This window comes from Anaerotruncus sp. AF02-27, assembly GCF_003465835.1.
GTDB classification, from domain to species: Bacteria; Bacillota; Clostridia; order Oscillospirales; family Ruminococcaceae; genus Anaerotruncus; species Anaerotruncus rubiinfantis.
In genome coordinates, this window is the sequence record NZ_QSBX01000016.1 from 1 (window position 1) to 25208 (window position 25208).

General features: G+C 54.9%; 23 protein-coding genes. 16 read left to right on the forward strand and 7 right to left on the reverse strand.

The window, feature by feature from the left end; all coding sequences use genetic code 11:
- Positions 1-49: 49 nt before the first annotated feature.
- From DWV16_RS12275 to DWV16_RS12285, 3 genes are all read right to left on the reverse strand, one after another.
- Positions 50-952: an NAD(P)-dependent oxidoreductase gene (locus tag DWV16_RS12275; RefSeq protein WP_118479482.1), complete on the reverse strand. Its 903-nt coding sequence runs from the start codon at positions 950-952 to the stop codon at positions 50-52.
- Between the two features lie 13 nt (positions 953-965).
- Positions 966-1769, reverse strand: a complete 804-nt coding sequence (locus tag DWV16_RS12280) for an aspartate dehydrogenase domain-containing protein (RefSeq protein ID WP_118479484.1) — start codon at positions 1767-1769, stop codon at positions 966-968.
- A gap of 217 nt (positions 1770-1986) precedes the next feature.
- Entirely contained in the window at positions 1987-5244 is a 3258-nt protein-coding gene (locus tag DWV16_RS12285) for a DUF5107 domain-containing protein (RefSeq protein ID WP_118479486.1), read from the reverse strand.
- Between the two features lie 238 nt (positions 5245-5482).
- Here DWV16_RS12285 and DWV16_RS12290 point away from each other — a divergent pair, with 238 nt between their 5' ends.
- Positions 5483-6580 (forward strand): LuxR C-terminal-related transcriptional regulator, encoded by a 1098-nt coding sequence (locus DWV16_RS12290; protein WP_118479488.1) that lies wholly within the window; start codon positions 5483-5485, stop codon positions 6578-6580.
- Positions 6581-6649: 69 nt separating this feature from the next.
- Here DWV16_RS12290 and DWV16_RS12295 read toward each other — a convergent pair whose 3' ends face one another.
- A complete protein-coding gene (locus DWV16_RS12295) occupies positions 6650-7525 on the reverse strand; it encodes an aldose 1-epimerase (protein ID WP_118479490.1) in 876 nt (291 codons plus the stop codon).
- Between the two features lie 120 nt (positions 7526-7645).
- Between DWV16_RS12295 and DWV16_RS12300 the strand changes: the two genes are divergently transcribed.
- From DWV16_RS12300 to DWV16_RS12370, 15 genes are all read left to right on the forward strand, one after another.
- A complete protein-coding gene (locus tag DWV16_RS12300) occupies positions 7646-8305 on the forward strand; it encodes a GntR family transcriptional regulator (RefSeq protein WP_118479492.1) in 660 nt (219 codons plus the stop codon).
- 127 nt (positions 8306-8432) lie between these two features.
- Positions 8433-9161, forward strand: a complete 729-nt coding sequence (locus DWV16_RS12305) for an MBL fold metallo-hydrolase (RefSeq protein WP_118479494.1) — start codon at positions 8433-8435, stop codon at positions 9159-9161.
- Positions 9158-10330 carry a galactonate dehydratase gene (gene dgoD, locus DWV16_RS12310; RefSeq protein WP_118479496.1) on the forward strand — a complete coding sequence of 391 codons (1173 nt, stop codon included), beginning with the start codon at positions 9158-9160 and terminating at the stop codon, positions 10328-10330. The genes DWV16_RS12305 and dgoD overlap by 4 nt, the downstream gene beginning before the upstream one ends.
- Before the next feature lie 195 nt (positions 10331-10525).
- Positions 10526-11296: an SDR family NAD(P)-dependent oxidoreductase gene (locus DWV16_RS12315; RefSeq protein WP_118479498.1), complete on the forward strand. Its 771-nt coding sequence runs from the start codon at positions 10526-10528 to the stop codon at positions 11294-11296.
- Between the two features lie 23 nt (positions 11297-11319).
- On the forward strand, positions 11320-11829 hold the full coding sequence (locus DWV16_RS12320) for a TRAP transporter small permease (protein WP_066456246.1): 510 nt from the start codon (positions 11320-11322) through the stop codon (positions 11827-11829).
- Positions 11826-13094, forward strand: coding sequence for a TRAP transporter large permease (locus DWV16_RS12325; RefSeq protein WP_066456252.1), 1269 nt, complete (start codon positions 11826-11828; stop codon positions 13092-13094). The genes DWV16_RS12320 and DWV16_RS12325 overlap by 4 nt, the downstream gene beginning before the upstream one ends.
- Before the next feature lie 130 nt (positions 13095-13224).
- Positions 13225-14316 carry a TRAP transporter substrate-binding protein gene (locus DWV16_RS12330; protein WP_158572859.1) on the forward strand — a complete coding sequence of 364 codons (1092 nt, stop codon included), beginning with the start codon at positions 13225-13227 and terminating at the stop codon, positions 14314-14316.
- A 331-nt stretch (positions 14317-14647) separates the two neighbouring features.
- Positions 14648-15733, forward strand: coding sequence for a TRAP transporter substrate-binding protein (locus DWV16_RS12335; RefSeq protein ID WP_118479502.1), 1086 nt, complete (start codon positions 14648-14650; stop codon positions 15731-15733).
- Positions 15734-15753: 20 nt separating this feature from the next.
- Positions 15754-16290 carry a TRAP transporter small permease gene (locus DWV16_RS12340; RefSeq protein ID WP_066456261.1) on the forward strand — a complete coding sequence of 179 codons (537 nt, stop codon included), beginning with the start codon at positions 15754-15756 and terminating at the stop codon, positions 16288-16290.
- A gap of 3 nt (positions 16291-16293) precedes the next feature.
- Positions 16294-17574, forward strand: a complete 1281-nt coding sequence (locus tag DWV16_RS12345; protein ID WP_066456263.1) for a TRAP transporter large permease — start codon at positions 16294-16296, stop codon at positions 17572-17574.
- Between the two features lie 10 nt (positions 17575-17584).
- A complete protein-coding gene (locus DWV16_RS12350) occupies positions 17585-18283 on the forward strand; it encodes a FadR/GntR family transcriptional regulator (RefSeq protein ID WP_066456266.1) in 699 nt (232 codons plus the stop codon).
- A gap of 79 nt (positions 18284-18362) precedes the next feature.
- Positions 18363-19175: a transketolase gene (locus DWV16_RS12355; RefSeq protein WP_118479504.1), complete on the forward strand. Its 813-nt coding sequence runs from the start codon at positions 18363-18365 to the stop codon at positions 19173-19175.
- Between the two features lie 4 nt (positions 19176-19179).
- Complete coding sequence (locus DWV16_RS12360) at positions 19180-20106, forward strand: transketolase family protein (protein WP_118479506.1); 927 nt, start codon at positions 19180-19182, stop codon at positions 20104-20106.
- Positions 20107-20374: 268 nt separating this feature from the next.
- Positions 20375-20587 (forward strand): cold-shock protein, encoded by a 213-nt coding sequence (locus tag DWV16_RS12365; RefSeq protein WP_066456275.1) that lies wholly within the window; start codon positions 20375-20377, stop codon positions 20585-20587.
- Between the two features lie 75 nt (positions 20588-20662).
- Positions 20663-21874, forward strand: a complete 1212-nt coding sequence (locus DWV16_RS12370; protein ID WP_118479508.1) for a DEAD/DEAH box helicase — start codon at positions 20663-20665, stop codon at positions 21872-21874.
- Positions 21875-21965: 91 nt separating this feature from the next.
- On the opposite strand, the gene DWV16_RS12375 is transcribed toward DWV16_RS12370, so the two are convergent.
- Genes DWV16_RS12375 through DWV16_RS12385 form a run of 3 tightly spaced genes read right to left on the reverse strand, consistent with a single transcriptional unit; the run spans position 21966 to position 25068 of the window.
- Positions 21966-23138 (reverse strand): PP2C family protein-serine/threonine phosphatase, encoded by a 1173-nt coding sequence (locus tag DWV16_RS12375; RefSeq protein WP_066456293.1) that lies wholly within the window; start codon positions 23136-23138, stop codon positions 21966-21968.
- Positions 23135-24817 (reverse strand): [Fe-Fe] hydrogenase large subunit C-terminal domain-containing protein, encoded by a 1683-nt coding sequence (locus DWV16_RS12380; protein WP_118479510.1) that lies wholly within the window; start codon positions 24815-24817, stop codon positions 23135-23137. The genes DWV16_RS12375 and DWV16_RS12380 overlap by 4 nt, the downstream gene beginning before the upstream one ends.
- Positions 24818-24822: 5 nt before the next feature.
- Complete coding sequence (locus DWV16_RS12385) at positions 24823-25068, reverse strand: (2Fe-2S) ferredoxin domain-containing protein (RefSeq protein WP_066456298.1); 246 nt, start codon at positions 25066-25068, stop codon at positions 24823-24825.
- Positions 25069-25208: the final 140 nt, after the last annotated feature.

Consider the following 25208-nt stretch of genomic DNA (forward strand, 5'->3'; position numbering starts at 1 on the left):
GGGGTCCGGCCCTTTTTCGTTTCGATTGGATGTCTCTCCGGGCGGAAAATCAGGCCTGCCGTGCGGCTGAGCGCAGATTGTCCAGCACTTTTTTGCTGAGCAGCTCCGCCGCCTGCGCGGTGCGGCCCGCAGACACGTCCCTGCAGGTCACGTTCGGCAGTGCAAAAAAGCCGTCGCTGACACTGCCCGCGGCGGCCCGCGTGTCACAGAAAAAGTAGTTGCTGCTGTCGCCGCGCACCCACTGCTCCAGCGCGGCCGGATCGAACCCCGGGCCGATGGAGGTGTTGAACAGGATTTTTCCGCTGCCCAGCTGCGCAAACTCCGGCGCGCCCAATAAGAGCACATTTTTATTCAGGCAGGTGCAAACCACCTGGCTGTCGCGCAGCAATTCGTGCAGCGGCGTGAAGCGCATCCCCTGCGCCTGCGCGTCCGGCTTTGGGGAGCGGCAATAATAGGAGATATTTGCCCCGAGCAGCTGAAGCGCGTCCGCAATCATCCGGCCGGAGGTTCCCAATCCCACGATGCCTACCTTCAGGCCGGTGATCTCCGCAGCCTGCTCATACAGGCGGGGCCGGTCGAACCCGTGAAGCAGGTCGATCAGCTCGTGCAGCACATACTCCACCACGCCCCGGTCGCCGTAATCCCGAATCCCCAGAACTTTCACGCCCAGTTCCCGGGCACAGGCAATATCCACATTGGCGCTTTCCTCGGAATACAGGCTACAGCACATCCCGATATATTTCAGGTTGGGACAGCGCCGGATCACCGAAGCGCCGATCCGGGAGGTGTAGCTCACCAGCACGGCGTCGGAATCGCCGATCCGCCGCAGGATCTCGTCGTCATTGGCCGGCACATCGGAAAACATGCAAACCTGCCGCGCATAGCCAAAAAGCTCCTGCTGGGCCCAGGGAAGCAGGCTCACCGGCTCAATCGCGGTTAATTTATCAAACACAGCAGACCCCTCCTTATTGAAATGCGATGGGGGAGATCAGGTTGCGCAGCAGCGCGACCACGCTCCAGCCCGCGATGGCACTGGTGCTGGAGTAGATATCCACAACCGCCTTTACCCCTTTAATTTCGGCGGTGATCTGGTGGTCATCGCCCAAAAAGCCCGGTACGCTTGTAATTTTTACCCCGGTAATCTGCGGCCCGGTAGTGGCAAGTGCAGTGGCCACCGCGACGTTCACCTTTGTGGGGAACAGGGCGATGGCATCTTTCGCGCAGCCATCGAACACGGTGCTCTCCCGCCGCGCCTTTATCAGCTCCTCCTGAAAGACGGGGGTGTTGCGCAGGGATTCGGGTTCCTTCCGGGTGGAGATGCCCGCCTGTTCAGAATATCCTTCGGCCTGTGCCATCAGGGATATGGTCTGCAGGACGTCAAAACCGCCGATGGCGCCGCTTGCAAGATGCACCTGCGTACCGTTTTCCAAGGCCGCGGCCTTGACCTGCTCATAGAATTCCGCATCCGCGAACGCGCCAATGGAGAGCACCACCAGATGCGCGCCGCCGCCCAGCACTTTTAGCGCCAAATCCCGGACGGTTTGGACGCTCGCGGCTTCCGCCACATAATCCGGCCGCAGCTTTAGCAGCTCCTCGATGGTATCGCATGCTTTGCAGCCGGCCAGGACGGCAGTTTTTTGAGCGGATTCCCGTGTGCGGCTCATCACGCCGACCAATTCATATCCTTCGAGAAGGCCGTCTGTATATGCCCTCGCGATAATATTTCCCAGATATCCGCAGCCCACAAGGGCCAGTTTTTTCGGTTTCATGGAATTTCCCTGCTTTCTGTGTAGTGATTGCCGGTATCTTTACCCATAAGGATACCATACCTGCTGATGCCGCACAACGGTATTCCTTCATTTTTTGTATTTCCGGGCCCGATAAAATGGCTGCTGACGGCGGGAATCGATGAAACGCCAAAAAACCGCCCCGCCGGCCGGAAAAGGACGGCGGGACGGCGGGACACCCAAAGGGCCTTCGCATCCGTCAGACACGAGTTTTGATCTGATGATAGGAATAGATCCGGAAATTGTAGGGATCGAGCCGCGCGGCGGCGGCAATTTCGGTTTCCGCCTGTTCCCGCTTGCCAAGACCAAGGAGCGCATAACCGCGCAGGATATGGCCATTGACAAGATTCTGCTTTTCAACATCGTACTCAAAAGGCATGGGGCAGGGTGAACCGACGCCATAATAAGTCCGCAGATCTTTGTCAGCGATCAGAGAATCGCCGGAGGAAAGCATCTCCGCCAGCACAGCGTTTGCCTCGGAGAAACGGGAGAGCTTTCTGAGTGCCAGGGCCCGGAACAAGGACAGCTCTGAAACGGCGGCTTTATAGACCGAAGCCTCCCCGTAGGCTTTCTGTGCGGCGTCCTGCTGGCCTTTCGTCTCCAGGAGACGCCCGAGATAATAATAGATGTGGGCTTCCTGGTTGAAGAAGGTCTTTGCTTCGCCATAGGATTTCGGCATATTCACGCCGGCATGATAGATTTTTTCCGCTTCGTCCGCCTGTCCGTTTGCGGCGAGCTCATTGCCATAGAGGACATGCATCCACGCATGCTGTTTGGTGAGGTTTCCCTCTCCGCCCTCGTAGATGTGGAAATGCTTGACAGCGGCCCGGCGGATGGCTTCCTTGTAATCTCCCTGCAGGCAGAGCAGGACGATCTGGTCGAGATAGCAGTCGTCGCGTTCGGCCAAAAGATCCGGATGCTTTTCATAGACCGCGAGCCGTTCCCGTGGGGAGACGTTGCTGTTTTTGAGCAGCTGCTGATATTCAAACAGCAGCCTGGGATCCGGCTTATATTCCATCGCCTTTTCCATGCAGACGCGCGCCGAAGCGTAATCCCCGCGCTTGTCGAAATAGGCGAGGCTGAGGTTCCGCAGGGCTTTGGCGTGTTTTGGCTCCCGCCGAACCGCCTCCTCCCAGCAGAGGATGGCTTCCTCGTACCGGAAGCGGTCATAGTAGAGGCTGCCCAGATAGTAACAGGCATTGGAGTCGTCCGGGTTATGCCGGATGGCGAAGTTCAGGATCTCGATATCCTGGAGCCGGGACGGGAAACAGGTCCCGGTTTCCAGATGCGCCGCGCGCAGCAGGTCCTGTGTGAACTCCCTGCCGCATTGTCCGAGACAGTAGGCCCGGTAATAGGAGAACAGCGGATAATCATTTCCGGCGAGATTGAGCACACGCAGCGCGTCCTCAAAAAGGCCGGCCTCCAGATAATCACATACCACGTCGAGAAAATTTTCCGGTTTCTGGCCAAAAATCTCCGCGATGCCCGTGTCCTTTCCGGTGAGGAACAGATATTCAAATCTGCTCCAGAGATCCAGGGAATCCGCCCGCATATTGTTCCGCGCGATTGCTTCGGCCTCGGCTTTGCGTCCGAGCCGCCGCAGGGCGGCAGCTTCCAGATTCCGGGCGCGCAGGTGCCCGGCGTTCAGCCCATAAGAAACGCCGGCCTTTTCAATCGCGTCACAATAGCGCCCAGCGGCGCAGTCCAAGGCGGCCAGCTTATAATATGCGGCGCTTCTATGGGAATAGTTCCATCCCGCGCGATGCAGAACATCGCAGGCCTCGGCGGTTTTGCCCAGATAGCAGAGCGCCACCCCTTTGAGATAGAAGGATTCTGTATCGGTGGGATGTTGGTTGCGGGAGGTCAGGCGTGCAATTGCGACGTCGCAGTGGTTCACGCATTCATCAAATTTGCCGTCCTTCAGCGCCAGGCGGGCCATGGCGGTATTGCAGCGAATATCGCCGGGGTCCCGCCGGAGCCCTTCCCGGTAGTAATCCCGTGGGTCAAAGTTATGCTGCTTATACTGTTCCAGATGGTAGCCGTTGAGATAGAGTTCCTCAACCGTCTTCATTTCCGACGGCCTGATCACAGGCTTGCGCACCTCGATCGGCTTTTTCTGCCCGCGGACATACGGTTGGTAGGAAACCAGGGTTCTGCCGTCCGCCGAGATGAGTGAAACGGTGAGGGAATAAAAATCGCGTCCTGCGAGCGGAATGGTTTTGAGATAGGCGGTTTCGGGAGCCATGTCGACGGTTTCGGAGAAAACAGTCCCGTTTCCAGCCGTGACCAGAACTTTGCAGCCGGGGAACACGCCCGTGACGTTGAATCCGATGAACAGCTCGCCGCCGCGCTGCTCCATATTCATCGCGGCGTCCATGGTGGCGTTTTTCACGTCCCCGATGTCGTGAATCGCATACCAGTACTGCTCGAATTCGCGGGTCTCGTAGGGCTGAAGCCAGGTGAAATCCGGCTGGTTGTCGGTGTACACGCCGGTCATCAGCTCGATGTAGGGCCCGTTTTCGTCGGTCAGGTTCGAGCACCACATTTCCCCGAAATCCCCATGACCCCAGGTCCACATTTTTTTACCAGGGGCGATATGATGGTCCGCGGTGGTGACAATCCCCTTCTGGATGCCGCTGTCGTAACCTGCCACGAAATCCATGTCCGACTGTCCCTGGGAAACCAGGAACGAGGAGGGCACTTTTACCGAATCGTAACGGGACAAATCGGTGCCCGCACCGTAATCGAAGGGCCGGGCAGTTTTGTAAACTCCCTTTGCGATGGGCCATTCGATGACCGCCCGCCGGTCGTGGTCGTTCACCCATTCGACATCCGGCGGGAAGATGGTCCTGGTGTTTTCATTGACCGGGACCGCGAGGTTTGCCCACCACATAAAAATCTGGGGGAGGTCGGTCCGGTTGTAAACACGGATTTTTGCCTTGATGTAGCTGCGGCCCGGGTCCAGGGTGATTCCGGCGGCGCCGCGCATCCTGTAAAAGGGTTCCACCTCTCCTGTCCAGACGGTGGCCCCGCCATCCGGGTTTTCCTCCAGAGTGGCCTCTAAAGGCATAAAGGTGGTTGGGCGGTGGTGCTGCGGGAAGTTGAATTCTATGCCGCCCGAAATCCAGGCGCCGGCCAGCCCCACCAGGGCGGGCTTGATGACCTCGTTATGATAAATAAAATCGTAATCCCCGGTTTTGTCGTATCCGCGCAGGATTTTTCCGCCAATGGCAGGCAGTACCTGCGTTTTGACATATTCATTTTCCAATGTGTAAACCTCGTAGGATACGTCCTGTTTTTCGTCGGTGATACCGTCCGAATAGGGCAGCGGATATAATCTTCCGGAAGCCCCTTGATAGGGCTTCTTTTCGAAGAACATGGGCAAATCATTCGGCTTTTTTGGCACATAGGTCGGAATGATCTGCTGCTGTTTTCGAGTTATCACTTTTTTGCTCATAGCGATCTCCTTTGTTTGGTATTCGGAACCTGGGGGCGGGCCGCCTGAAAAATGGCGATGGAACCACGCATGGCGTTTCTTTTGGTTTTATTCTAGAGAATTGCAGAATAAGAGGCAAGATAAAGAACGCTGTAAAAAATCCCAACATTCTTGTACCTTGCAGATAGAATGGTTTTCCTTTTAAATGGATTTGTGTATAATAGAATAAAAAGGAAATACCGTACGGAATGGAGTCATCATGAGTGAAGTTCTGATATTTTTAGAACCCGCATATTCCGGCAGCATGTGGTGCCAAAACCTGCTTGACGGGCTGTTGGGCGTGCTAAAGCTGAAAAGGATTCCATACAGGATCATCGGTTCCCTGAAGGAAATAAGAGAAAACCGGTATATTTTTTTAATCGGTTCGAACAACACCTGGGTGAAGGCGGTCCTGCGGGCGTGCAACGAAATTGGGACCTATCCGATTTTGCTCTGCAACCAGACCTACCACAAGTTCAATGCGGATTACAGCGCGATCTGTTCGGATGTCGCGGGGTCGATGAAGCATCTGGTGGGGATTCTGGATTCCATGAAACGCAAGAGAATCGCACTGTATGGGGTAAATCCGCAGTCGGTTTCAGACGAAGGACGCAAGGATAGTTTCCTCGTGGCTATGGGCGGTCGGGGCCGCGGGGATATCTTTATCAATAACGGCTCGCTGCAGCAGTGCTTTGCGCGTTTTTTGCTGCGGGCGCAGGAATACGACACGGCAATCTGCACGAATGATTTCGCGGCGATTTCACTGGTCCGGCACCTGAAGGAACAGCGGCCTGAGCTGCTGGACCGCCTCACGATCATTGGCTGCGCCGAAGCGCGCCTGACCGGGCACTATGCTGATCGGATACACTCGGTGCGCCTGAATTTTGAGGAATATGGAAAAGCGGCGGTGGTCACGCTTGGCAGCCTGCAGAAAACACCCTGCATTTCCAATATCGTCATGATGATAAAATGGGACTGCTCAGCGATTGAGAAGCTCCAGCCGGGTCAATCAGAAAAGACGGAGATCAAAAAGTCTGCGCTGCCGGTGGAGATGCAATGCACCGAAACCTTTTACAATGACGGCGAGCTGCGGGAAATGATGCTGGTGGAGCGCCTGCTCTGCGAATGCACCGAGGTCGAACGACTGATCCTCCGAAAAATTATGGAGGGATCTTCTTACGAAAAGATCGCGGAAGAGTGCTTTTTGATGGAAGGAACCATCAAGTACCATGTCAAAAAAATGGGCAGCCTCTGCCGCGTAAACGGAAAACGCCAGCTGGTGGAGCTGCTGCGCAAATATCTCCTGGGCAGTGTCTGAACGGGCCCAAAACAAAAAGCACCCGTCAGGGTGCTTTTTCAAAAGGTGCTCCAAATAATGGACGGCTGGTTATCGCGGGCCGGAAAAAGTGTAACGTCTGCTGTAAGTGGTTGATTCGCCGGGTTTGAGCGCAATGCCGCAGAAGGTTTCCGGGCAAAAGGCGTCTTTGTTGTTCCAGCTGTAAAAGTTTACGACGGGGAACAGATCCTCCACAAGCACCGAAAGCGGCGAATCGTCGCGGGTGAGCTTCATCCAGTGGGTTTTCATCCCTTCATACCCATGCACCCAGAACGCGGTGGATGCGGTCGCCTGGTCGAATGCGGCCACCCGGTAGGCGTCACGCTCGATCAAAAGGCTCCCGCGCCGCAGCGTTGGCGCAATGGAATAGGGAAACTGCAGCCGGTAGCCGCGGTCCACCCCATCCGCGCCAAAGCGGAAAAAGTTATGGCTGAATTCCGTGGCGCGGATCTCCTTTTCGCCCACGTTGTGCAGGGTGTGTGTAACCGTCAGAACGGTACCCTGGAGGGAAACTGTCTTGCGCTGGTCGACCGCGATTCCGTTGCAGAAATGGGGAAGGGTATGGAAGGCGGCTTCCGTATCGTTTTGGCAGAGGACTTCCCGCTCAAACGGCGTTACTTCGTATGCCTTGGTGAACTGAAATGGGAGGGTGTCGCTCTTTTTCAGAAGCCCGACCCCGATCATTGGAAAGGAATCAGCGAAAGCGGTACTGTCATAAATGGATGTGTCGGCCCACTCGAAGACGCTGCACAGCCCAATCCCGCCGAGTCCACAGCCGCCGTCGGACGCAATCTCACGGGAAAGGAAGGTGGATTTCCCATAAAGCGTCACCTGCTTGACGATTCCGCTCCAGTCGTAGCGGGAACCGCGATAGTCGCTCCCAATGTCCGAGATCTCCACAGTCAGAGCATTGTTATGCAGAATCATTGCCGTCACATCCTCAATCTTTAAAAATTGTTCATATTGCATATTGACTTTTGTGTGAAAACAATATAACATCTAAAATATCAAATGTCAAATATATGATTTTGGGATGGGAATAGAGGTATGCAGGATTTCATTGAAACCAACTCCACCGTTGCATCGCGCGTGACTGAAAAGCTGCGTTCGGATATCATCACCAAAAAAATCGCTGCGGGCAGCAGAATCACGATTAAGGAGATCTCCGAGCGGTATGGCACCAGCAATATGCCGGTGCGGGAAGCCTTTCGAATCCTTGAGGGCGAAAATCTTCTGAAGTTCAGCGCCTATAAAGGCGCGGAGGTTTTAAAAATTGACATCAGCTTTATCAAGGACATCTATGGGGTTCTGCGGGCTTTGGAGGATCTGATCTATGAAACCGCACTGCCGGCTGTGGATGACGAGCTGCTGGACCAGCTGACAAAAACCAATGAAAAGATCAGGTCGCTCCAGGATCATCAGGTTGCTGCCTATGTGGATCTCAATACAAGCTTTCATCAGCTTATCATTGCGCGGGGCACAAATGAAAAAGCTATCAAGCTTTACACATACTATAACCGTCTGATCAGGGAGATCAGAAAGAGCTACACCCCTTCCTTTGAGCGGATCAAACAGGTGATCCCGGAACACGAAAGCATTATCGGTGCACTGAGGGAAAAGGACGTCCTGAAGCTGAAGGCCGCCGTCGACACACATGTTATGAACGCCCAGAAAAACTTCAGTGTGCAGTACAATTCGGAGAACTGACTGTTCCGCATGGGGAAAGCGCCGCATGTTCGATGCGCCGTTGTAGGCCGTGGAAAAATAAAAGAGGGTCCCCATCCTTTTTTATTTAAAATATCAAATATCAAATATCATAAACGGGGGGAGAAAAATGAATCTGACCTGGCTGGGGCAGGCCGGTTATTACCTGGTAAGCCCGGGCGGGCTGCGGATCATGATAGACCCATACCTGTCGGACGCGCTGCGCAGGGCCCAGGGGGAGGATTTCCTGCGGGAAGTTCCGATTGACCCTGCCTGGTGTCAGGCGGAGACCGACGTACTGGTCATCACCCATTGCCATGCTGATCATATGGACTTTGAAACGCTTGACTGCCTATTGCTGCGGGATCATCCCGTCAGCGTTCTGGCACCGCTCAATGTCTGGCAGATCCTGCGGGCGAGGTACGGAGGCGCGCATAATTACATCCAGTTTGACCATGGGATCGAGGTGAGCATCGGGGACGTGCTGTTTTGTTCGGTGTTCGCGGCGCACAGCGACGAGCGGGCGATTGGGATCCTCCTCCAAAGCCCGGACTGTGTTCTTTATCACACCGGGGACACCCTCTGTCACCGGAGGATATTCGAGGAGATCGACCGCCGCGTCAACGCCCTGCTGCTCCCCATCAATGGGCAGGGGAACAACATGAACGCCGTGGATGCAGCCCGCTTTACAAGAAGGATCCAGCCGGATCTGGTGCTTCCAATGCATTTTGACATGTTCCGGAAGTTCGGATGCGGCGTCGGGGATTTTTACGCGCAGTTTACCGCTGACGAACAGAAGAAGATCCTGGTTCCGGAGCATTACAAAGAATATTGTTTATGGTTTGGAGAGTCGAAATGAGGATAACAGAGATACATACCTATACCGTGTTCATGTACCGTACCAACTATGTGTTCATTGAAATTGAAACTGACGAAGGGATCACCGGCGTTGGGGAGGGTACCCTCGAATATAAGGAACACGCTCTGCTGGGAGCGGTTGAAGATATCCGGCGGGTCCTGATCGGCAGGGACCCCCGGCAGATTGAAAAGATCACGTCCGAACTTTACCGGGATTCCTACTGGCGGAACTGCGCGGCGCTGCAAAGCGCGGTGTCGGCTGTGGATATGGCACTTTGGGACATCAAGGGCAAGCTGCTGGGGGTTCCGGTGTACGAGCTGCTTGGCGGGAAGGTCCGGGACAGGGTCCGCATGTATGCGAACGGCTGGTTTGCCGGTGCGAATACCCCAGAAGAGTTTGCCTCGGCCGCAAAAGCGGCAAAAGAAAAAGGCGTGACAGCGCTCAAATGGGACCCATTTGGAAAAGCGTATCTCTATATGGATCGCGGCGAACTGGCGCGGTCGATCGAGACAGTGGAAGCGGTACGCGCCAGCGTGGGCAGCGAGGTGGATCTGCTCATCGAGGGGCACGGCCGGTTCGATATCGAAACTTCGGTGCGCGTTGCCCAGGCGCTCAAGCCGTTCGAACCCATGTTTTTCGAGGAACCCACGCCTCCGGACTCGATCGACGCGCTTGCCGAGGTGCGCAGAAAATCGCCGGTTCCCATTGCGGCCGGGGAACGGCTTTATGCGCCGGTCGCCTTCCGGGATTTTCTGGAGAAGGGCTGTGCGGATTTCATCCAGCCGGATGTCAGCCATTGCGGCGGCATCTCCGCGATCAAAAAGATCGCCTCTATGGCGGAGAATTACTATGTTGCGGTTGCCCCCCACAATCCGAGCGGCCCGGTGGCGAACGCGGCCACGCTGCAACTGGCGGGATGCCTGACAAACTTTCGGATACTGGAAATTATGATGACCGATATGAGCTGGCGGAAGCGGCTCACGGATGAACGGGTGATTTTTGCGGACGGGACAATTTTGATTCCGGACCGGCCGGGGTTGGGGCTTTCCCTCAACCGGGAGGAGTGCGGCGCGCATCCTTTCCAACCGGTTGACCTGCGGCATTACAAAGGGTCACTGACAGATATCCGTCCCAGAGACGCGGCGGAATATTATTTTGAGGGGATCTAGCAGTGCGAAAAATACACAAAACCGCATCGCGGACGTCGCAAAATTACGAGCGAAAAGTATAAAAAAGCTTTCCTTTTTTACGAGATAATTTGACTTGTGCCAATAAAAGCATTTTCTTAAAATGAAAGCGGCGGGTTTCTCAGTCCATACAGAATATCCGGCTGGGAGGACCCGCTCCAAAAAGGAGCGTAAATGATGTTTGATCTGAATGGGAAAGTCGCATTGGTAACGGGGTCATCGGCGGGGCTTGGCGCGGCGATCGCGCGCTGCATGGCGGACGCCGGCGCGGATGTGGCGGTAAACTACGTGTCGCCGTCCTCTGCGGAAAAAGCTGAACGGCAGGCGGAGTATATCCGTTCAAAAGGCCGCCGGGCGGCGGTGATCCAGGCGGATGTCGCCAAAGAGGCGGACGTCAGGCGGATGATTGACACGGTCCACCGGGAATTCGGAAGACTGGATATCCTGGTGAACAATGCGGGCATCAACAGCAATTTTAATATTGACAACATGACGCTCGAGGCGTGGCAGAAGATCCAGGACGTCAATATCACCGGAGGATTTCTCTGCAGCAAATACGCCCTGCCGGTGATGCGCGAGCATGCATTCGGCAGGATCATCATGATCAGTTCAATGGTGGGCGAACAGGGAGCTCTCTTTGGGCAGGTTCACTATGCGGCCACCAAAGGGGCGCAGATGTCCTTTGCGAAGACGCTGGCACGTACAGTGGCCAAAGAGAACATCACCGTCAATTCGATTGCGCCGGGGGTCCACATGACCGAGACGCTTCATGAGATTCTGGTGGAATCGGATCCGCACCGGATGGATAAGACGATACCGATGATTCCGATGGGAAGGCTTGGCACCTGCGAGGAGGTGGGTTATGCGGCGGTATTCCTCGCTTCGGAAGAGGCTTCCTACATCACGGGTTTGACCGTCGATGTAAACGGCGGAATGTATATGAGATAACGATAAGTTAAGGAGGGAAAGCTATGAGGGCTGTCACAAAGCTGTTCGACAAGCTGGAATGGCTGTTAAAACAGATTTCATCCTGCCTGATGGTGGTTTTCACGTTTCTTGTATTCCTGCAGGTATTTACAAGATACTTTCTCAATTTCCCGCTGAGCTGGACCGAACAGCTCGCGAGGTACTTGTTTATCTGGATGATCATGCTCTATATGCCGGTACTGATGCGGCAGAAGGTCAATATGTCCTTCGATATTCTGCTTAAGCGCCTCCCCAAAAACATCCAGGAAATCTTCTTTTTGTTCTGTGAACTCATGATCGCAGTGTTTGCAATCATGTATCTCACCAGCGGAATTGAATTCTGCACCGCATTTCAGGAGAAAATTCTGATCGGCATCAATATCAAAGCGGTTTATATCTATTCCGCACAGATTGTCGGGTCGGGGATGCTGCTGCTGTTCACGCTGGAGATTATGTATTATCACTTTATGGAAATGATTGGCAAAAAACGGGCGGAAGGGGGACAGACAGAATGATTGCACAGCTGTTTATTGTGTTTTTTGTACTTATGATGCTTGGCATGCCGCTCGCTTACGCAATGGCGACCGCTTCCGGCCTCTGCTTCTTTTTGACGCCGGAGCTGCCAAACCTCACCATGGCGCAGAAAATGTTCACCGCAATGGACTCTTTTTCGATGCTGGCGATCCCGTTCTTCATGTTCGCCGGGTCCCTGATGAACGAGACCGGCATCACGGAAAAAATCATCGCATTTGCCAAAACGATTGTCGGCCACTTCCGGGGCGGCCTTGCGCAGGCAACGGTTGTGACGGGCGTCATGCTGGCGGGCAAATCCGGTTCGGCCAACGCGGACACCTCGATCCTCGCCAAGATCATGGTCCCGGCGCTGGAAAAAGAGGGGTATGAAAAGGGGTTCAGCTGTTCGCTGGTCGCGGGCTGCGGCGCGCTTGCCCCGGTTATCCCGCCGAGCATTATGATGGTGGTCTATTCCGGCGTGACAGCCATATCGATCGCAAGCCTTTTCATGGCGGGCATCGTGCCGGGACTGATCATCGGCGGCGGCTACCTGATTGTGAACTATCTCTACGCGAGAAAACGCGGGATTCCCAAATCGCATTTCGTTGGCCTGGCAGCGGTATGGAAAACCTTTAAAAAGGCGATCTGGGCGCTCATGATGCCACTCATCATCATCGGCGGCATTATGAGCGGGATGGTCACCGCCACCGAGTCGGGAATGATCGCCACCGTGTATGGGCTTATTTATGGGTTCGCATCGAAAAACCTCACCCTGAAAACGCTCAAAAAGTGTATTGACGACGCGGTCAGCGCAACGGTCAACCCGATGCTGATCATCTCGTTTGCGGGCCTGTTCGGCTTCCTGATCACCTATAACCATTTCTCTGAGCTGGTGATGGGAATTATGAACGGCATCACCACCAATCCATATATGATCCTGATCATCATCAGCATCATCCTGCTCATCGCGGGGATGCTGCTGGACGCGAACGCGGCGCTGCTGATGCTGGTTCCCATCTTTGCCCCGCTCATCAGTGTATACGGATACGATGAGATCCATTTTGCGATGGTTTGCATCCTGACGCTGGTTATGGGCGGTATGAGCCCGCCGGTGGCGATGCTGCTTTATATCGCGTCAAGCTGTACGGAGACTCCGCTTGATCAGGTGGTAAAGCATATCTGGCCGTTCCTGGTTGTGAACTATGCGGTGGTTATTTTGGTGATATTCTGTCCGATCATTGTCACCTGGCTTCCGGCTCTCATGTAGGGCGGTAAAAAAGCTGCGGCAGGCTTTGGAAGCAAAGAGGGGATGATTTGCACTAAAAATGCGGTAACGGAAAACGGATCGTATGAGTAGGAAGCAGAAACTGCAATCTATGTTAGAGAAGGAGAAGATTATGAAAAAAAGAGCACTGGGAATTTTATTGGCGGTCTGTATGACGGTGGGAACACTCCTGGGCGGATGCGGATCGAAGGAAGCGACGGCCGCACAGCCTTCACAGGCCGCGCAGCCGTCGCAGGCGGCGTCCGCGGAGTCTGGATCAGCGCCAGCCGCCCCGGCGGAAGAATTCACACAGATTGAAATGCGCCTTTCCCATCACAATGCGCAGAATCAGCCGATTCATGAAGCCTTTGAAAAATGGGTCAGCCTGGTGAGTGAAAAGACCGGGGGCGCGGTCAAGATCAGCGTTTTTCCGGCGGCTTCGCTCTATAATCAGGAGGACGCCCTGGATGCCGTAAAAGCGGGCGCGCTTGAAATGGCGCTGGGAGATACCAGCGTAATTTCCAATATCCAGCCCGAGTATGCACTTTTTTCCTATCCATTCCTGCTGGACAGCTACGAAGCGGCGGAAAAAGTCATTCTCGGCGACATTGGCAGGAGCGTCGATGAAAAATTTGTTGCGGACAACGGGATCAGGCCGCTTGGCTGGACCTGGAACGGATACCGCAATATCTGCTCCAATAAGCCGCTGACCTCCATGGCGGACTGTAAAGGGCTGAAGCTGAGGAGCCCCGGCGCGGACGTCTACCTCAATACCTTCAAAACCTTGGGAATGGCCCCGCAGGTTATCTCCTGGTCCGAGGCGTATTCCGCGATGCAGACCGGTATTGTCGACGGTGTTGAAAGCTCGCTCGAAGCATTCTATACCCAGGGTTTCTACAAACTCGGCGATAACATCTGCCTGTCCCACCACATGCTTTCCACCATCGGGCCGATCATCAACGAGGATGTGTGGCAGAGCCTCAACGAAAATACCCAGAAGGTCCTGCTCGACGCATGGGCGCAGTGCCAGGCGGATCTCAACAAGACCTCGATCGAAAATGACAATAAATATCTGGAAGCGCTGAAGGAAGAGGGATGCAATATCACCGAATTCTCCGACAAGGATCAGATTTTTAATACCTTCTCTGAGATGTGGGATACCTCTGCCACGGAAATCGGTGCAAAGGATATCCTGGATCAGATTAAAGAGACTGTAAAAGGATAATCCGCCGCCAGAAACGTATGCAAAAACGGCCGTAAGTTCCTTTTGGAAAATGTGCGGAACATCCCGCGCATGACAAATAAACGGAGCCCGGATCAGTGTTATGCTGATTCGGGCTCCGTTTATTTGTCTGTAAGTGTTCTGATTTATCAATTGGTATGTGCAAATGCAACAAACAAAATGAATAATATATAGCATAACAGAGAAAAGTGGATAGATTATTGACATAAAAGGACGCATATGCTTTAATATTGTCAGACAATCGTACTAACATTCAATCATACAATATTGCTTGAAGAAGTGCGGTCGGACAGATATGAAAAGGAGAATTGATATGAAGAAAAGATTTGCGGCATTACTCGTTGGTCTCATGGTGGCGGCTACCGGCCTTATGACCGCCTGCGGCGGCGGAACCTCCGCCTCCTCCGCGGCCCCAGCGGCTTCCTCCGCCCCGGCTTCCTCCGCGGCAGCCGATTCCGCAGCCCCTCAGGAGGTCGTTTCCTTCAAAATGGTAGGCAACAACTCCTCCGCCCTTTCGACCGAAGCGGCAAAAAAAATTGCGGCGATTATTGAAGAAAAGTCCGGCGGCTCCCTCAAACCGGAGCTCTACCTCGAAGGCCAGCTCGGCGACAATGACGAGGACCTTTGCACCGGCCTTTCCGAAGGAAACTATGAGATGCTGCTCAATGCGGAAATGCTCTTCAACTGGGCGGTTCCCGAGTGGATGGAGCTGTTCAACATGGCGTTCATCTTTGAGGATCAGCAGCACCTGCAGAAGTTCTGGGAGAGCGATATGGGCAAAGACCTGGGCCAGATGCTGATTGAAAAGTACGGCGTGCGCGCTTATCTCGACACCATCGCGCTGCGCGGACCGCGTTATCTGACCGCGAACAAAGAAATCAAATCGGTTGCTGATATGGCCGGCGTCAAGCTGCGCACCCCGAACAACGCGGGTGTTATCGCTTCCTGGCAGGCAACCGGAGCGAACGTCACCCCGGTTGCCTGGGGCGAGCTGTTCGGCGCGCTGCAGAGCGGAATCGTGAACGCGCAGGAAAACCCGCTTGCGAATATCGACCAGGCCGGACTTTATCAGGTGCAGAGCTATCTGATGCAGACCGAACATCAGTACACCAACTACTTCATGTACTTCAATGACGCCTGGTATCAGACCCTGACCGCCGAACAGCAGGCAATCATCAGCGAGGCGATCGATGAGGGCTTCAAATGGCACAACGAGCAGGTCAACGCCGAGGATGAGCAGTTCCTGAAATCCTTCCAGGAAAAGGGCATGACCCTTGTAACAAAGGACCAGATCGACATCGACTCCTTTAAAGAGAAGATCATCCCGGCGCTGCTGGAAGAAAATAAAGACCTCTATCCGGAAGGCGCCTACGAGAAAATCCAGGCTCTGAAAGACTGATTTGAAAGGGGAGCTCCCAGGTGGGCAAAATTGCAGCGGCAATGGCCAAGCTGACCGGCTGGCTGGAAAAGGTCGTCAAAGTGATTGCAATTGCACTGTTGGTGGTCCTGGTCAGCACGGTATTCTTCCAGGTGGCAAGAAGGACACTTACCGGAAAATCCTTTATCGAAATTGAAGAATTCTCAATCATAATGGCTTCGTGGTGCGCCTTCATGACAGTTGCCTATGCGGTGCGCAGAAAGGTACATGTCCGCATCGAGGTGTTCACTGATAAGCTCCCGTTCCATCTGAAACACAGCTTGATGCTGGTGATCCAGGCAACGATATTTGTGGCAAGCGTCCTGCTGGTCAAATACGGCTGGATGCTCGGACAGAAGAAGATGATGGTCCCGCTGACCGTCCTGCCGCTCCATTCGGGCTGGTGGTATTTCTCCTTCCCGGTCGGCATGGCGTTTGCCTGTGTGTTTCTGCTGGACAATGTGATCCAGGAGGTCGCGACGCTCAAAAACGGACCGGCGGCTGCAGATTTGCAGCCGCCGGAGGAAAGCGGGGTGTAAGAGATGGTTGTGGTACTGGGATTTATCCTGATGATTATTCTGGGTGTGCCGGTCGGTTTCTCGATGGTTCTTTCGGCTTTTTTCTATGTCGTCCTCACCGGATCGGTTTCGCTCACCTTTATCCCGCAGGCAATGATCAGCGGCGTTTCCTCCTATACGATGCTGGCGATTCCGTTTTTCATGCTCGTGGGTGAGCTGATGAACAGCAGCGGCATCACAAAACGTATCTTCCATTTTGCAAACTGCTGCGTCGGCCACATCACCGGCGGCCTCGGCCACGTCAACATCCTTTCGAGCATGCTCTTCGCGGGGATGTCCGGCGCGGCGGTTGCCGACTGCGCGGGGCTGGGCGCGATTGAAATCAAGGCGATGACCGAGGAAGGCTTTGACGTCGATTTTTCGGTCGGCGTCACAGCGGCCTCGTCGATCATCGGCCCAATCATCCCGCCCAGCAGCCCGATGGTCATGTTCGGCATCGCGGCGGGTGTCTCGATCGGCTCGCTTTTCATGGGAGGCATCACGGTTGGCGTCATCATGGGGCTATTCATGATGATCACCGTATATATCATTTCCAAAAAACGCAAATATCCGAAACATCCGCGCGCAAAGTTTGGGGAGATTTCCAAGGCGTTCTTTTCGGCGCTGCCGGCGCTGCTTTCCCCGATCATCCTCGTGGGCGGCATCCTTTCCGGTTTCTTCACACCGACCGAAGCGGCGGCTGTGGCCGTGTTCTATTCCCTGTTTGTCGGCGTGTTCATCTACCGGGAGCTCAAATTTGACGACATCCTGCGCGTGCTGGTCATCGGCATTGAGAACCTCGGGCTGGTCATGCTGCTGATGTCCTCCGGCAAGGTATTCGCATGGGTGCTTGGCATGGAGAAAATCGCCGAACGCGCGACTGAGATGCTCTTCAGCATCACCAGCAGTCCGGCGGTGATTATCCTGCTGATCAACCTGCTGCTGCTCTTCATGGGAACTTTTATGGAAACCAATGCGAGCATCCTCATTTTAACGCCAATTTTAATGCCGATTGTCCAACAAATTGGCATGCATCCGATCCAGTTTGGTGTTATAATGATATTTGCCCTGATGATCGGGCTTCTGACCCCGCCGATGGCGATCTGCCTGTTCATCACATCAAAGCTGGGAGGGATCTCGTTCCAGCGGGCTTTCAAAGCGGTCACGCCATATTATGTGGGGCTGCTGGCCGTTCTTGCGCTGATCAATATTTTCCCACAGATAATTCTCACAGTACCGAAACTCTTGTTGGGCAATTCGTTTTAGGTGGTAGTTTATGGAACCGATTCAAAAGAAATCCACAGTTGACCTTGCGGTGGAAAAGCTGATTGAATATGTGCAGGGCGGCAATATCGAGGTGGGAGAAAAGCTGCCGGCCGAGGTGGCGCTCTGCAAAGAACTGAATATCAGCCGCACAACTGTGCGGGAAGCTTACCGTGTCCTGCAGTCACAGGGATACCTGGATATACAAACCGGGAAGGGTGCTTTTGTCAAAAGCAAGGAACGGGATTTTGTCCAGGAAGCGACCAACTGGATTTCCTCACACAAGGTTCAGATGAGCGACTATCTGTTTGTGCGCATGGCGCTCGATCCCCTGGCGGCCCGCCTGGCGGCAGAAAATGCGACCGAACAGGATATTGACGACCTATGTGCAATTCATAAAGCGTTCGTGGAGGCAGTCCACCGCAGGGATAACGAAACGCTGGAACTACTGGATGCCAAATTTCACGAACGGATCGCGCGGGTGACCCACAATGACCTGTTGCTGTCGCTTGTGCGCATCACAAACCACTATTTCAAGCTTCTGCGCCAGACCAGTTTCCGCTTTGAAGCCCATGCGGAGCATGCGCTCATGCCGCATGAGCAGATCCTGGAGGCCATTGCGGGAAATCATCCGGAGGATGCAGCAAAGGCAAGTACGGAACATATGCTTGCTGCGTTCCAGGATCTTTGCGGCTGGCAGCCGGAAATCTGAATGATCTTTTCATAGTACGGGAAAAGCAGCCGCGGATTCCGCGCGGCTGCTTTTTTCTGAAAAAATGGAGGAAAACCTGATGAATATACAAGCGCTCGAGGAAAAATGCCGGCTTCTACGCCGGGATATCCTGACGATGGTGGGCAATGCCGCCAGCGGTCATCCGGGCGGTTCGCTTTCCGCCGTGGAATTGATGGCGGGCGTTTATTACACCCAGATGCGGTTTGATCCGAAAAATCCAAAGGATCCCTGCCGGGATCGTTTCGTTCTGAGCAAGGGGCATGCAGCCCCCTGCTATTATGCGGTTCTTGCGGATCTCGGCTTTTTTGATAAAGCAGAATTTCAAAATTTCCGCCAGTTGCACAGTATCCTGCAGGGGCATCCGGATACCAAAAAAGTCCCGGGCGTCGACGCTTCGACCGGTTCGCTTGGCCAGGGAATTTCCATCGCGGTGGGGATGGCGCTCGGTGCGAAACTGCAGAAGAACGGCGTCAGAGTCTATACGCTGCTTGGCGACGGCGAACTGCAGGAAGGCCAGGTCTGGGAGGCCTGCATGGCGGCCGCCAATTACCGCCTAGACAATCTGACCATCCTGATCGACAACAACGGCCTGCAGATCGACGGCAGAAACGAGGAAGTCATGTCGCTGGGCGACCTGCACGCAAAATTTACCGCTTTCGGGTTTGATGTGATTGAACTGCCAGACGGCAACGATATCCGCCAGGTGGCCGCTGCGCTGGAAGTGCCGGCAATGCCGGGCAGGCCGAAATGTATCCTTGCCCACACGGTCAAGGGCAAGGGGGTTTCCTTTATGGAAAACGGTGTCGGCTGGCATGGCAAAGCGCCTGATTCGGAAGAACTCGAACGGGCGCTCCGGGAACTGGAGGGATAAGAAGATGAGTGAATTGAAAGCAATCCGCGCCGCGTACGGCGAAACGCTGGCCGAGCTGGGCGGCCGGGACGAGCGGGTGGTCGCGCTCGACGCAGATCTTGCGCACGCCACCTATACCTGTTATTTTGCTGAAAAATATCCGGAACGTTTTTTTAATGCGGGAATCGCCGAGGCCAACATGGTTTCGATGAGCGCCGGCCTTTCCGCAATGGGGTATATCCCTTTTTGCAGCACCTTTGCGGTATTCGGAGCTGGCCGAGCCTATGAACAGGTCCGCAATAGCGTCGCTTATCCGCATTTCAACGTCAAGCTTGCGATGACCCACGCGGGCATCACGCTCGGGGAGGACGGCGGCAGCCATCAGGCCATCGAGGATATCGCGCTTATGCGGGTGATCCCCGGCATGACGGTTGTGGTCCCGTGCGATGCCGGCGAAGCCCGCCGCGCCACCTTTGCCGCCGCCCAAATGAACGGGCCGGTCTATCTGCGCCTTGCCCGCACGCCAAGCCACGTTTTTGAAGAAGAGATGCCTTTTACCCTCGGCAAGGCGAATGTTCTGCGGGAGGGAAGCGATGTGGTCCTGTTTGCCTGCGGAATCATGGTAAAGACCGCGCTCGACTGCGCGCGGATGCTGGCGCAGGAAAATATTTCGGCAGCGGTGATAAACATGCATACCATCAAGCCGATTGACCGTGAATGCGTACTCAAATATGCCGGAACCTGTAAAAGGGTTGTCACCATTGAGGAGCACAGTGTCATTGGCGGGCTTGGTGACGCGGTTGCCGATGTGCTGATCGGTACCGGGGACTACAAATTCCGGAAGATCGGTGTGCAGGACCGCTTTGGGCAGTCCGGAAAGCCTGCCGATCTCCTGGCGGAATACGGGCTGGATGTCCCGGGCGTCCTGCGGCAGATCCGCAGCTGTTTCTGACGGTTGTTCCGGCTTCCGATCCATCCGCCGCCGGCCTGTGGCTTGGTTCCGGGCGGCGGATGGGATCGGGGAAGGAAGTGCGCGGATAAAATTGTTTATATTTCACAAGTTGACATTACAACTGTTGTGTGATATACTAAACATGTATTCTAAATATTTGCATTGTCTCACATGTTTTTGTAAGCATTCAATTATTTGAAGGTTTACAAAAACATGTGTTTTTTTGTAAGTTTGCGGGTACGAATAATAATTTTTGGAGGTACCAATTATGAATAACGGTACAGTAAAATGGTTCAATGCTGACAAGGGTTTCGGCTTTATCAGCAACGACAATGGTGGCGAGGATGTCTTCGTTCACTTCTCCGCCATCCTGAGCGACGGCTACAAATCCCTCAATGAAGGCGATAAGGTGACTTTTGACACCGAGCAGGACCCTAAGAACAGCCGCAAGCTGCGCGCTGTCAATGTCAAGGTGGCCTAAGACATGCCGGAGCCGCCCGCCCCGTAAAGGGCCGGCGGCTTTTTCGCGCTTATCAACACAAGAAAGGGATTGTGAATGAACGATCAATTTATCAAATTTGGCTTGAGCCCGGAATTGAATAAGGGCTTGGACAAAATGGGCTTCCAGACCCCTACCCAGGTCCAGGAGGCCGCTATACTGCCAATGCTGGATGGCCAGGATCTGCTGGTTCAGGCTCCCACCGGCACCGGCAAGACCTGCGCTTTCGGCATCCCAGCTGTGGAGATGGCTAAGTCGGGCGTACACTATGTGCAGACCGTGATCCTGTGCCCTACGCGGGAACTGGCGGTGCAGACCGCGACCGTCCTGAAATCCCTTGCCGCCTATAAGCCGGGCGTAAGGATCCAGGCGGTTTATGGCGGTGAGCCCATTGGACGGCAGATTTCAGATTTGCGCCGCAAACCGCAAATCCTCGTGGCGACGCCCGGAAGGCTCATGGACCATATGAGCCGCCGCACGGTCCGATTGGAGACGGTTTCCCAGATCGTGCTGGATGAGGCGGACAGGATGCTGGATATGGGCTTCCGGGACGATATCAAGGAAATTCTGCGAAATGTCCCAGAAGAGCGGCAGACAGTTCTGTTTTCCGCAACACTTTCCGCGGACATCCGGCAGATCGCGTCCCAGCACCAGCGGGACGCCCGGAAAATTGAAATTCAGGAAACGGGGAAATCGGTTGACCGGGTGGAACAGTATTACAGCCAGATGCCGTCAAAAGAAAAGACCCCCGCGTTGCTCAGCCTGCTGGAGGAGAAGAAGTTTGGCCTTTCCCTGGTGTTTGTGGCTACAAAGTCTATGGCTGACAGGCTGTCCGCGCAGCTCAATGAAAAGGGGATCAAAGCGGATGCCCTGCATGGGGATCTGCGCCAAAGCCAGCGGAATATGGTTATGAAGCGGTATCGCAGTGGGCAGATCCGTGTGCTGGTCGCCACCGATGTGGCTGCCAGAGGCATCGATGTCCAGAATATTGACGCTGTTATCAACTATGACATTCCCGGAGATGCAGACAGCTATGTCCATCGCATCGGACGGACCGGGCGGGCAGGGCAAACCGGCAGCGCCTACACGTTCGTATCCCGGCAGGAATATGGCAAGCTGAAGAGCTTTATGGATCTGACCCAGGCAAAGATGCGCAAATTGATGCTCGGGGAATGGACACAACCGGCTGCAAAGGCTCCGGTCTCCCACCGGAATCAGAACAGCAAGCCGGCATTTCGTGGAAAATCGGCACAGATGCGTATCGCATAGAAAATTTTGTAAGGGAACAGGGCACCTGAGGGCGCCCTGTTCCCTTTTTCAATTATATGATGCAGGTAAAACCCACGGACTGCGCAGCGGCTCAGCACATGCTGAGTTTAACATTTTTACCCATATGGAGCAGACACTCCTGAATCTGTTTGATGATCCCCATTTTCGCGGGGAAACCGATTTCTGCATCCAACCGCTCGTGGGCCTTGTTTTCCGCGCGCCCCACAAAAAGATTGATGTCGGTGGCCTCCTCGAAGAGCATCCGCGCGAGAAGCGACGCGCCGTCGGTCCGGTTCTTGATTTCAAAGGCCACCCGGGTTCCGGCGGTGTATTCCTGTGCGATTTCGAGCACTTTGCCAAGGGTGATGACCCCTTCGGTCACAAGGTCGATGCCTTTGATCGAAGCGGCCGCGGGGATCTCCTCGGTGCCGGTATCCGGCAGCGGAACAACCGGCGCGCGCAGATACCGGCTGGCCGCCTGTGCGGTGGTGCCGCCGCAGACAATATGCCGTCCCTCCTTTGAAAAGAACATGCGCATCACGCTTTCGTCATCCTCTCTATGCGCGGGCGGGCCGATGAGGACGTTGACCGCCTGCCGTTTCCGCAGCTTGTAGACGATGATGGTGATGTCGTCGTCCGGCGAGCCAAGATCGAGATCCATGCAGGCTTCGGCCAATGTGGCGGCCATCCGCTGTGGAGAGAGGTCCGGCGCGTAGCAGTCCTCCAGATGTTTGATAATATCTTCGCGCGGCCAGCCGTCGAGCATCGTTTTTCCGAGCCCCGCGTTGGTTACCCCATCCGAAAAAAGGATAAGAAAGTCTCCGGCCGCCAGCCGCAGGACGCTTTCGGAAATCTCCTTGCCGCCGATAATCCGGCGGCTGCGCTCGTAATCGAAGTTTTTCCCCGCGCGCAGCAGGATTGCGGGCGGGTTGTCGAACTGCGCGAGATAGGCTTCGGTACGGTTGTCATCCAGCTGCAGGATGGTAAAGGTCGAATAAGCCATTTTACGCACCTTGCAAACCGGGAGGGTGTCGGCCATGGTGCGGATACACTGGGAGATTGGCAGCTTGCGCGCCATCATCGTACTGAGGATTTTTGCGGTCAGCGTTGCGAGAATATTGGCTTTGACTCCGCTGCCAAGCCCATCCGAAAGTACGATGGTCGTACCGTTTTCTGTTTTGACAGTGGTATAAAAATCGCCACAGACCGGCTGGTCGTGTTTATTGATGCTGACATAGCCGCCCTCCATGAAGAGATCCTTCATTTTCTGTGCCCCTCCAGCAGAATTGCCTCCTTGAGGTCGGTCAGCGCCACTTGGGTCTCGGCGGCCGTTTCACCCAGCAGGGAAGCAATTTCATGAACGGTGCGCAGCTGCTTTTCAATGATCTCATCAGTGATGCGCGCGGCGCTCAGCTTGACGTCCATGATTTTTTCGTTTTCCAGTTCGGCTTCGGTGACATCCTTCATGATACAGATGCAGATTCCGATGCCCTTATCGTACAGGAACTCCTGCTCCAGATATTTTTGATATTCGGGCAGGAAGACTTTCTGGGAAAAGCGCCCGCTTTCCGAAGTGATCGCCTTGACAAAGTCGAACTCGTTGAGAATGCGGGAAACCGGCGCGCCGATCAGCTCCTGTGGACGAAGCAGGCCGAAAACCGCTCCGGCCGCGCGGTTGAGCTCCTGTATGGTGAGATCGGTATTGACCGTGACAATTGCGCTTGGAACCGCGTCAATCACCTGGAGGGAGACCGACTCCGCGCGTTCCTTCATATAGGGCAGGCACATGCTGATCTCTGCCCGGCCAAAATGAACCGCGGCCGCCTTTTCCCGGCAGGTAGCATATCCGCAGGTGCCGCAGTTGAGTTCGTCCTCCGGACGGTGCTTACCCATCTTCTGGAGGATCGCGGTGATCTCCTGCTCGCTCGGCGGGATACAGATCACCTCCAGATCGGGGATGCTCTTTTCAAGCGCCGGGGAATCAGGCAGGTCGAAATCATCTGTCCGTCCGCCGCCGGCAAACGCCTCCACCCGGATACGCGAGGCGAGCGCCTCCTTTTTCCCGCCCGCGCAGGGCCCTCCGATACAGCTGCCGCTGCAGGCGCTCATCTCGACAAAACAATCGGAAAGACGGCCCTTTCCGATCTCTTCGAGCACCTCCATGCAGTTTTGCAGGCCGTCCACCGCAAGATAGTGGCAGCCGTTTTCCTGTTCCATGCTCTTCAGAATGCCGCCGCTTTCCGGGAAGAAACGGGAACGGCGCGGGGCGCTTTCTGCGGAACGGGATGGAAAGGAGATCCCGCGCGCCTGCATCCAGTCGTTCAGCTCATCAAAAGTGAGCGCGTAATCCGCTCCGTCCGGGAATTGCTCGCATTCGTCCTTCTTGGAGATGCAGGGCCCGATGAATACGACCACCGCATCCGGGTCCTGCGTTTTCAGGAGTTTGGCGTGCGCCTGCATCGGAGAGAGAACCGGCGCGAGATGCCGCAAAGCCTTGGGAAAACGCGTTTGGATGAGCTTTACAACCGTCGGGCAGCAGGAAGAAATGAGCAGCTGACCGCGGCGTTCGCGCACAAGCTGTTCATAGCGGGACTTCACCAGATATGCCCCTTCGGCTGCCTCCCGCGCGCCAGCAAAGCCCAGCGCGCGCAGCGCCTGCGCAAAGGCGTCAAATCCGTCGACCGGATAGCTTGCGATAAAAGCGGGCGCTACGCTTGCAACGACGGTTTTGCCGCCTGCGATCGCGCTTTCGACCGCTTGGATATCGCTGCGCACCACCTTGGCCTGCTGTGGACATACCAGGATACAATTGCCGCAGTAGATACAATCCTGCAGGATGACCTGTGCCTGGTGGTTTTTCACTTCGATGGCCTTCACCGGACAGCCGCGGACGCATTTATAGCAATTTTTGCAGTTGGCTTTTTTCAGCTTCAGGATTTCCATCTGGTTCAGCCCGCTTCCTTCAGAATGTGATTTTCAAAGACGCTTTCGGCGTTTTCGGGCGTGACGCCGGTGATGAGCCGGCCGTCCACCTGGATGCTGACGCCCTGGTCGCAATGTCCCAGGCAGATGCTTGACCCGAGCTGGACGCGGTCCTCGAGATGATTTTGCCGGACCAGCTCGGCAAAACGTTCGCGGACGCGGTAGGAGCCGTTGACATGGCAGGCGCTGCCAATACAGATTAGAACTTTCACAATGTAAACCTCCCGGCTGACAATTCAAAATTTGGTCAATATTGCTTTAAGTATACGACGAGTGTTAATTAATTGTCAATCTCTGCGGGCCAGGAAAATCTGCAAAAACGAGGGGAATTAGCCATTGACCGATAAAACAG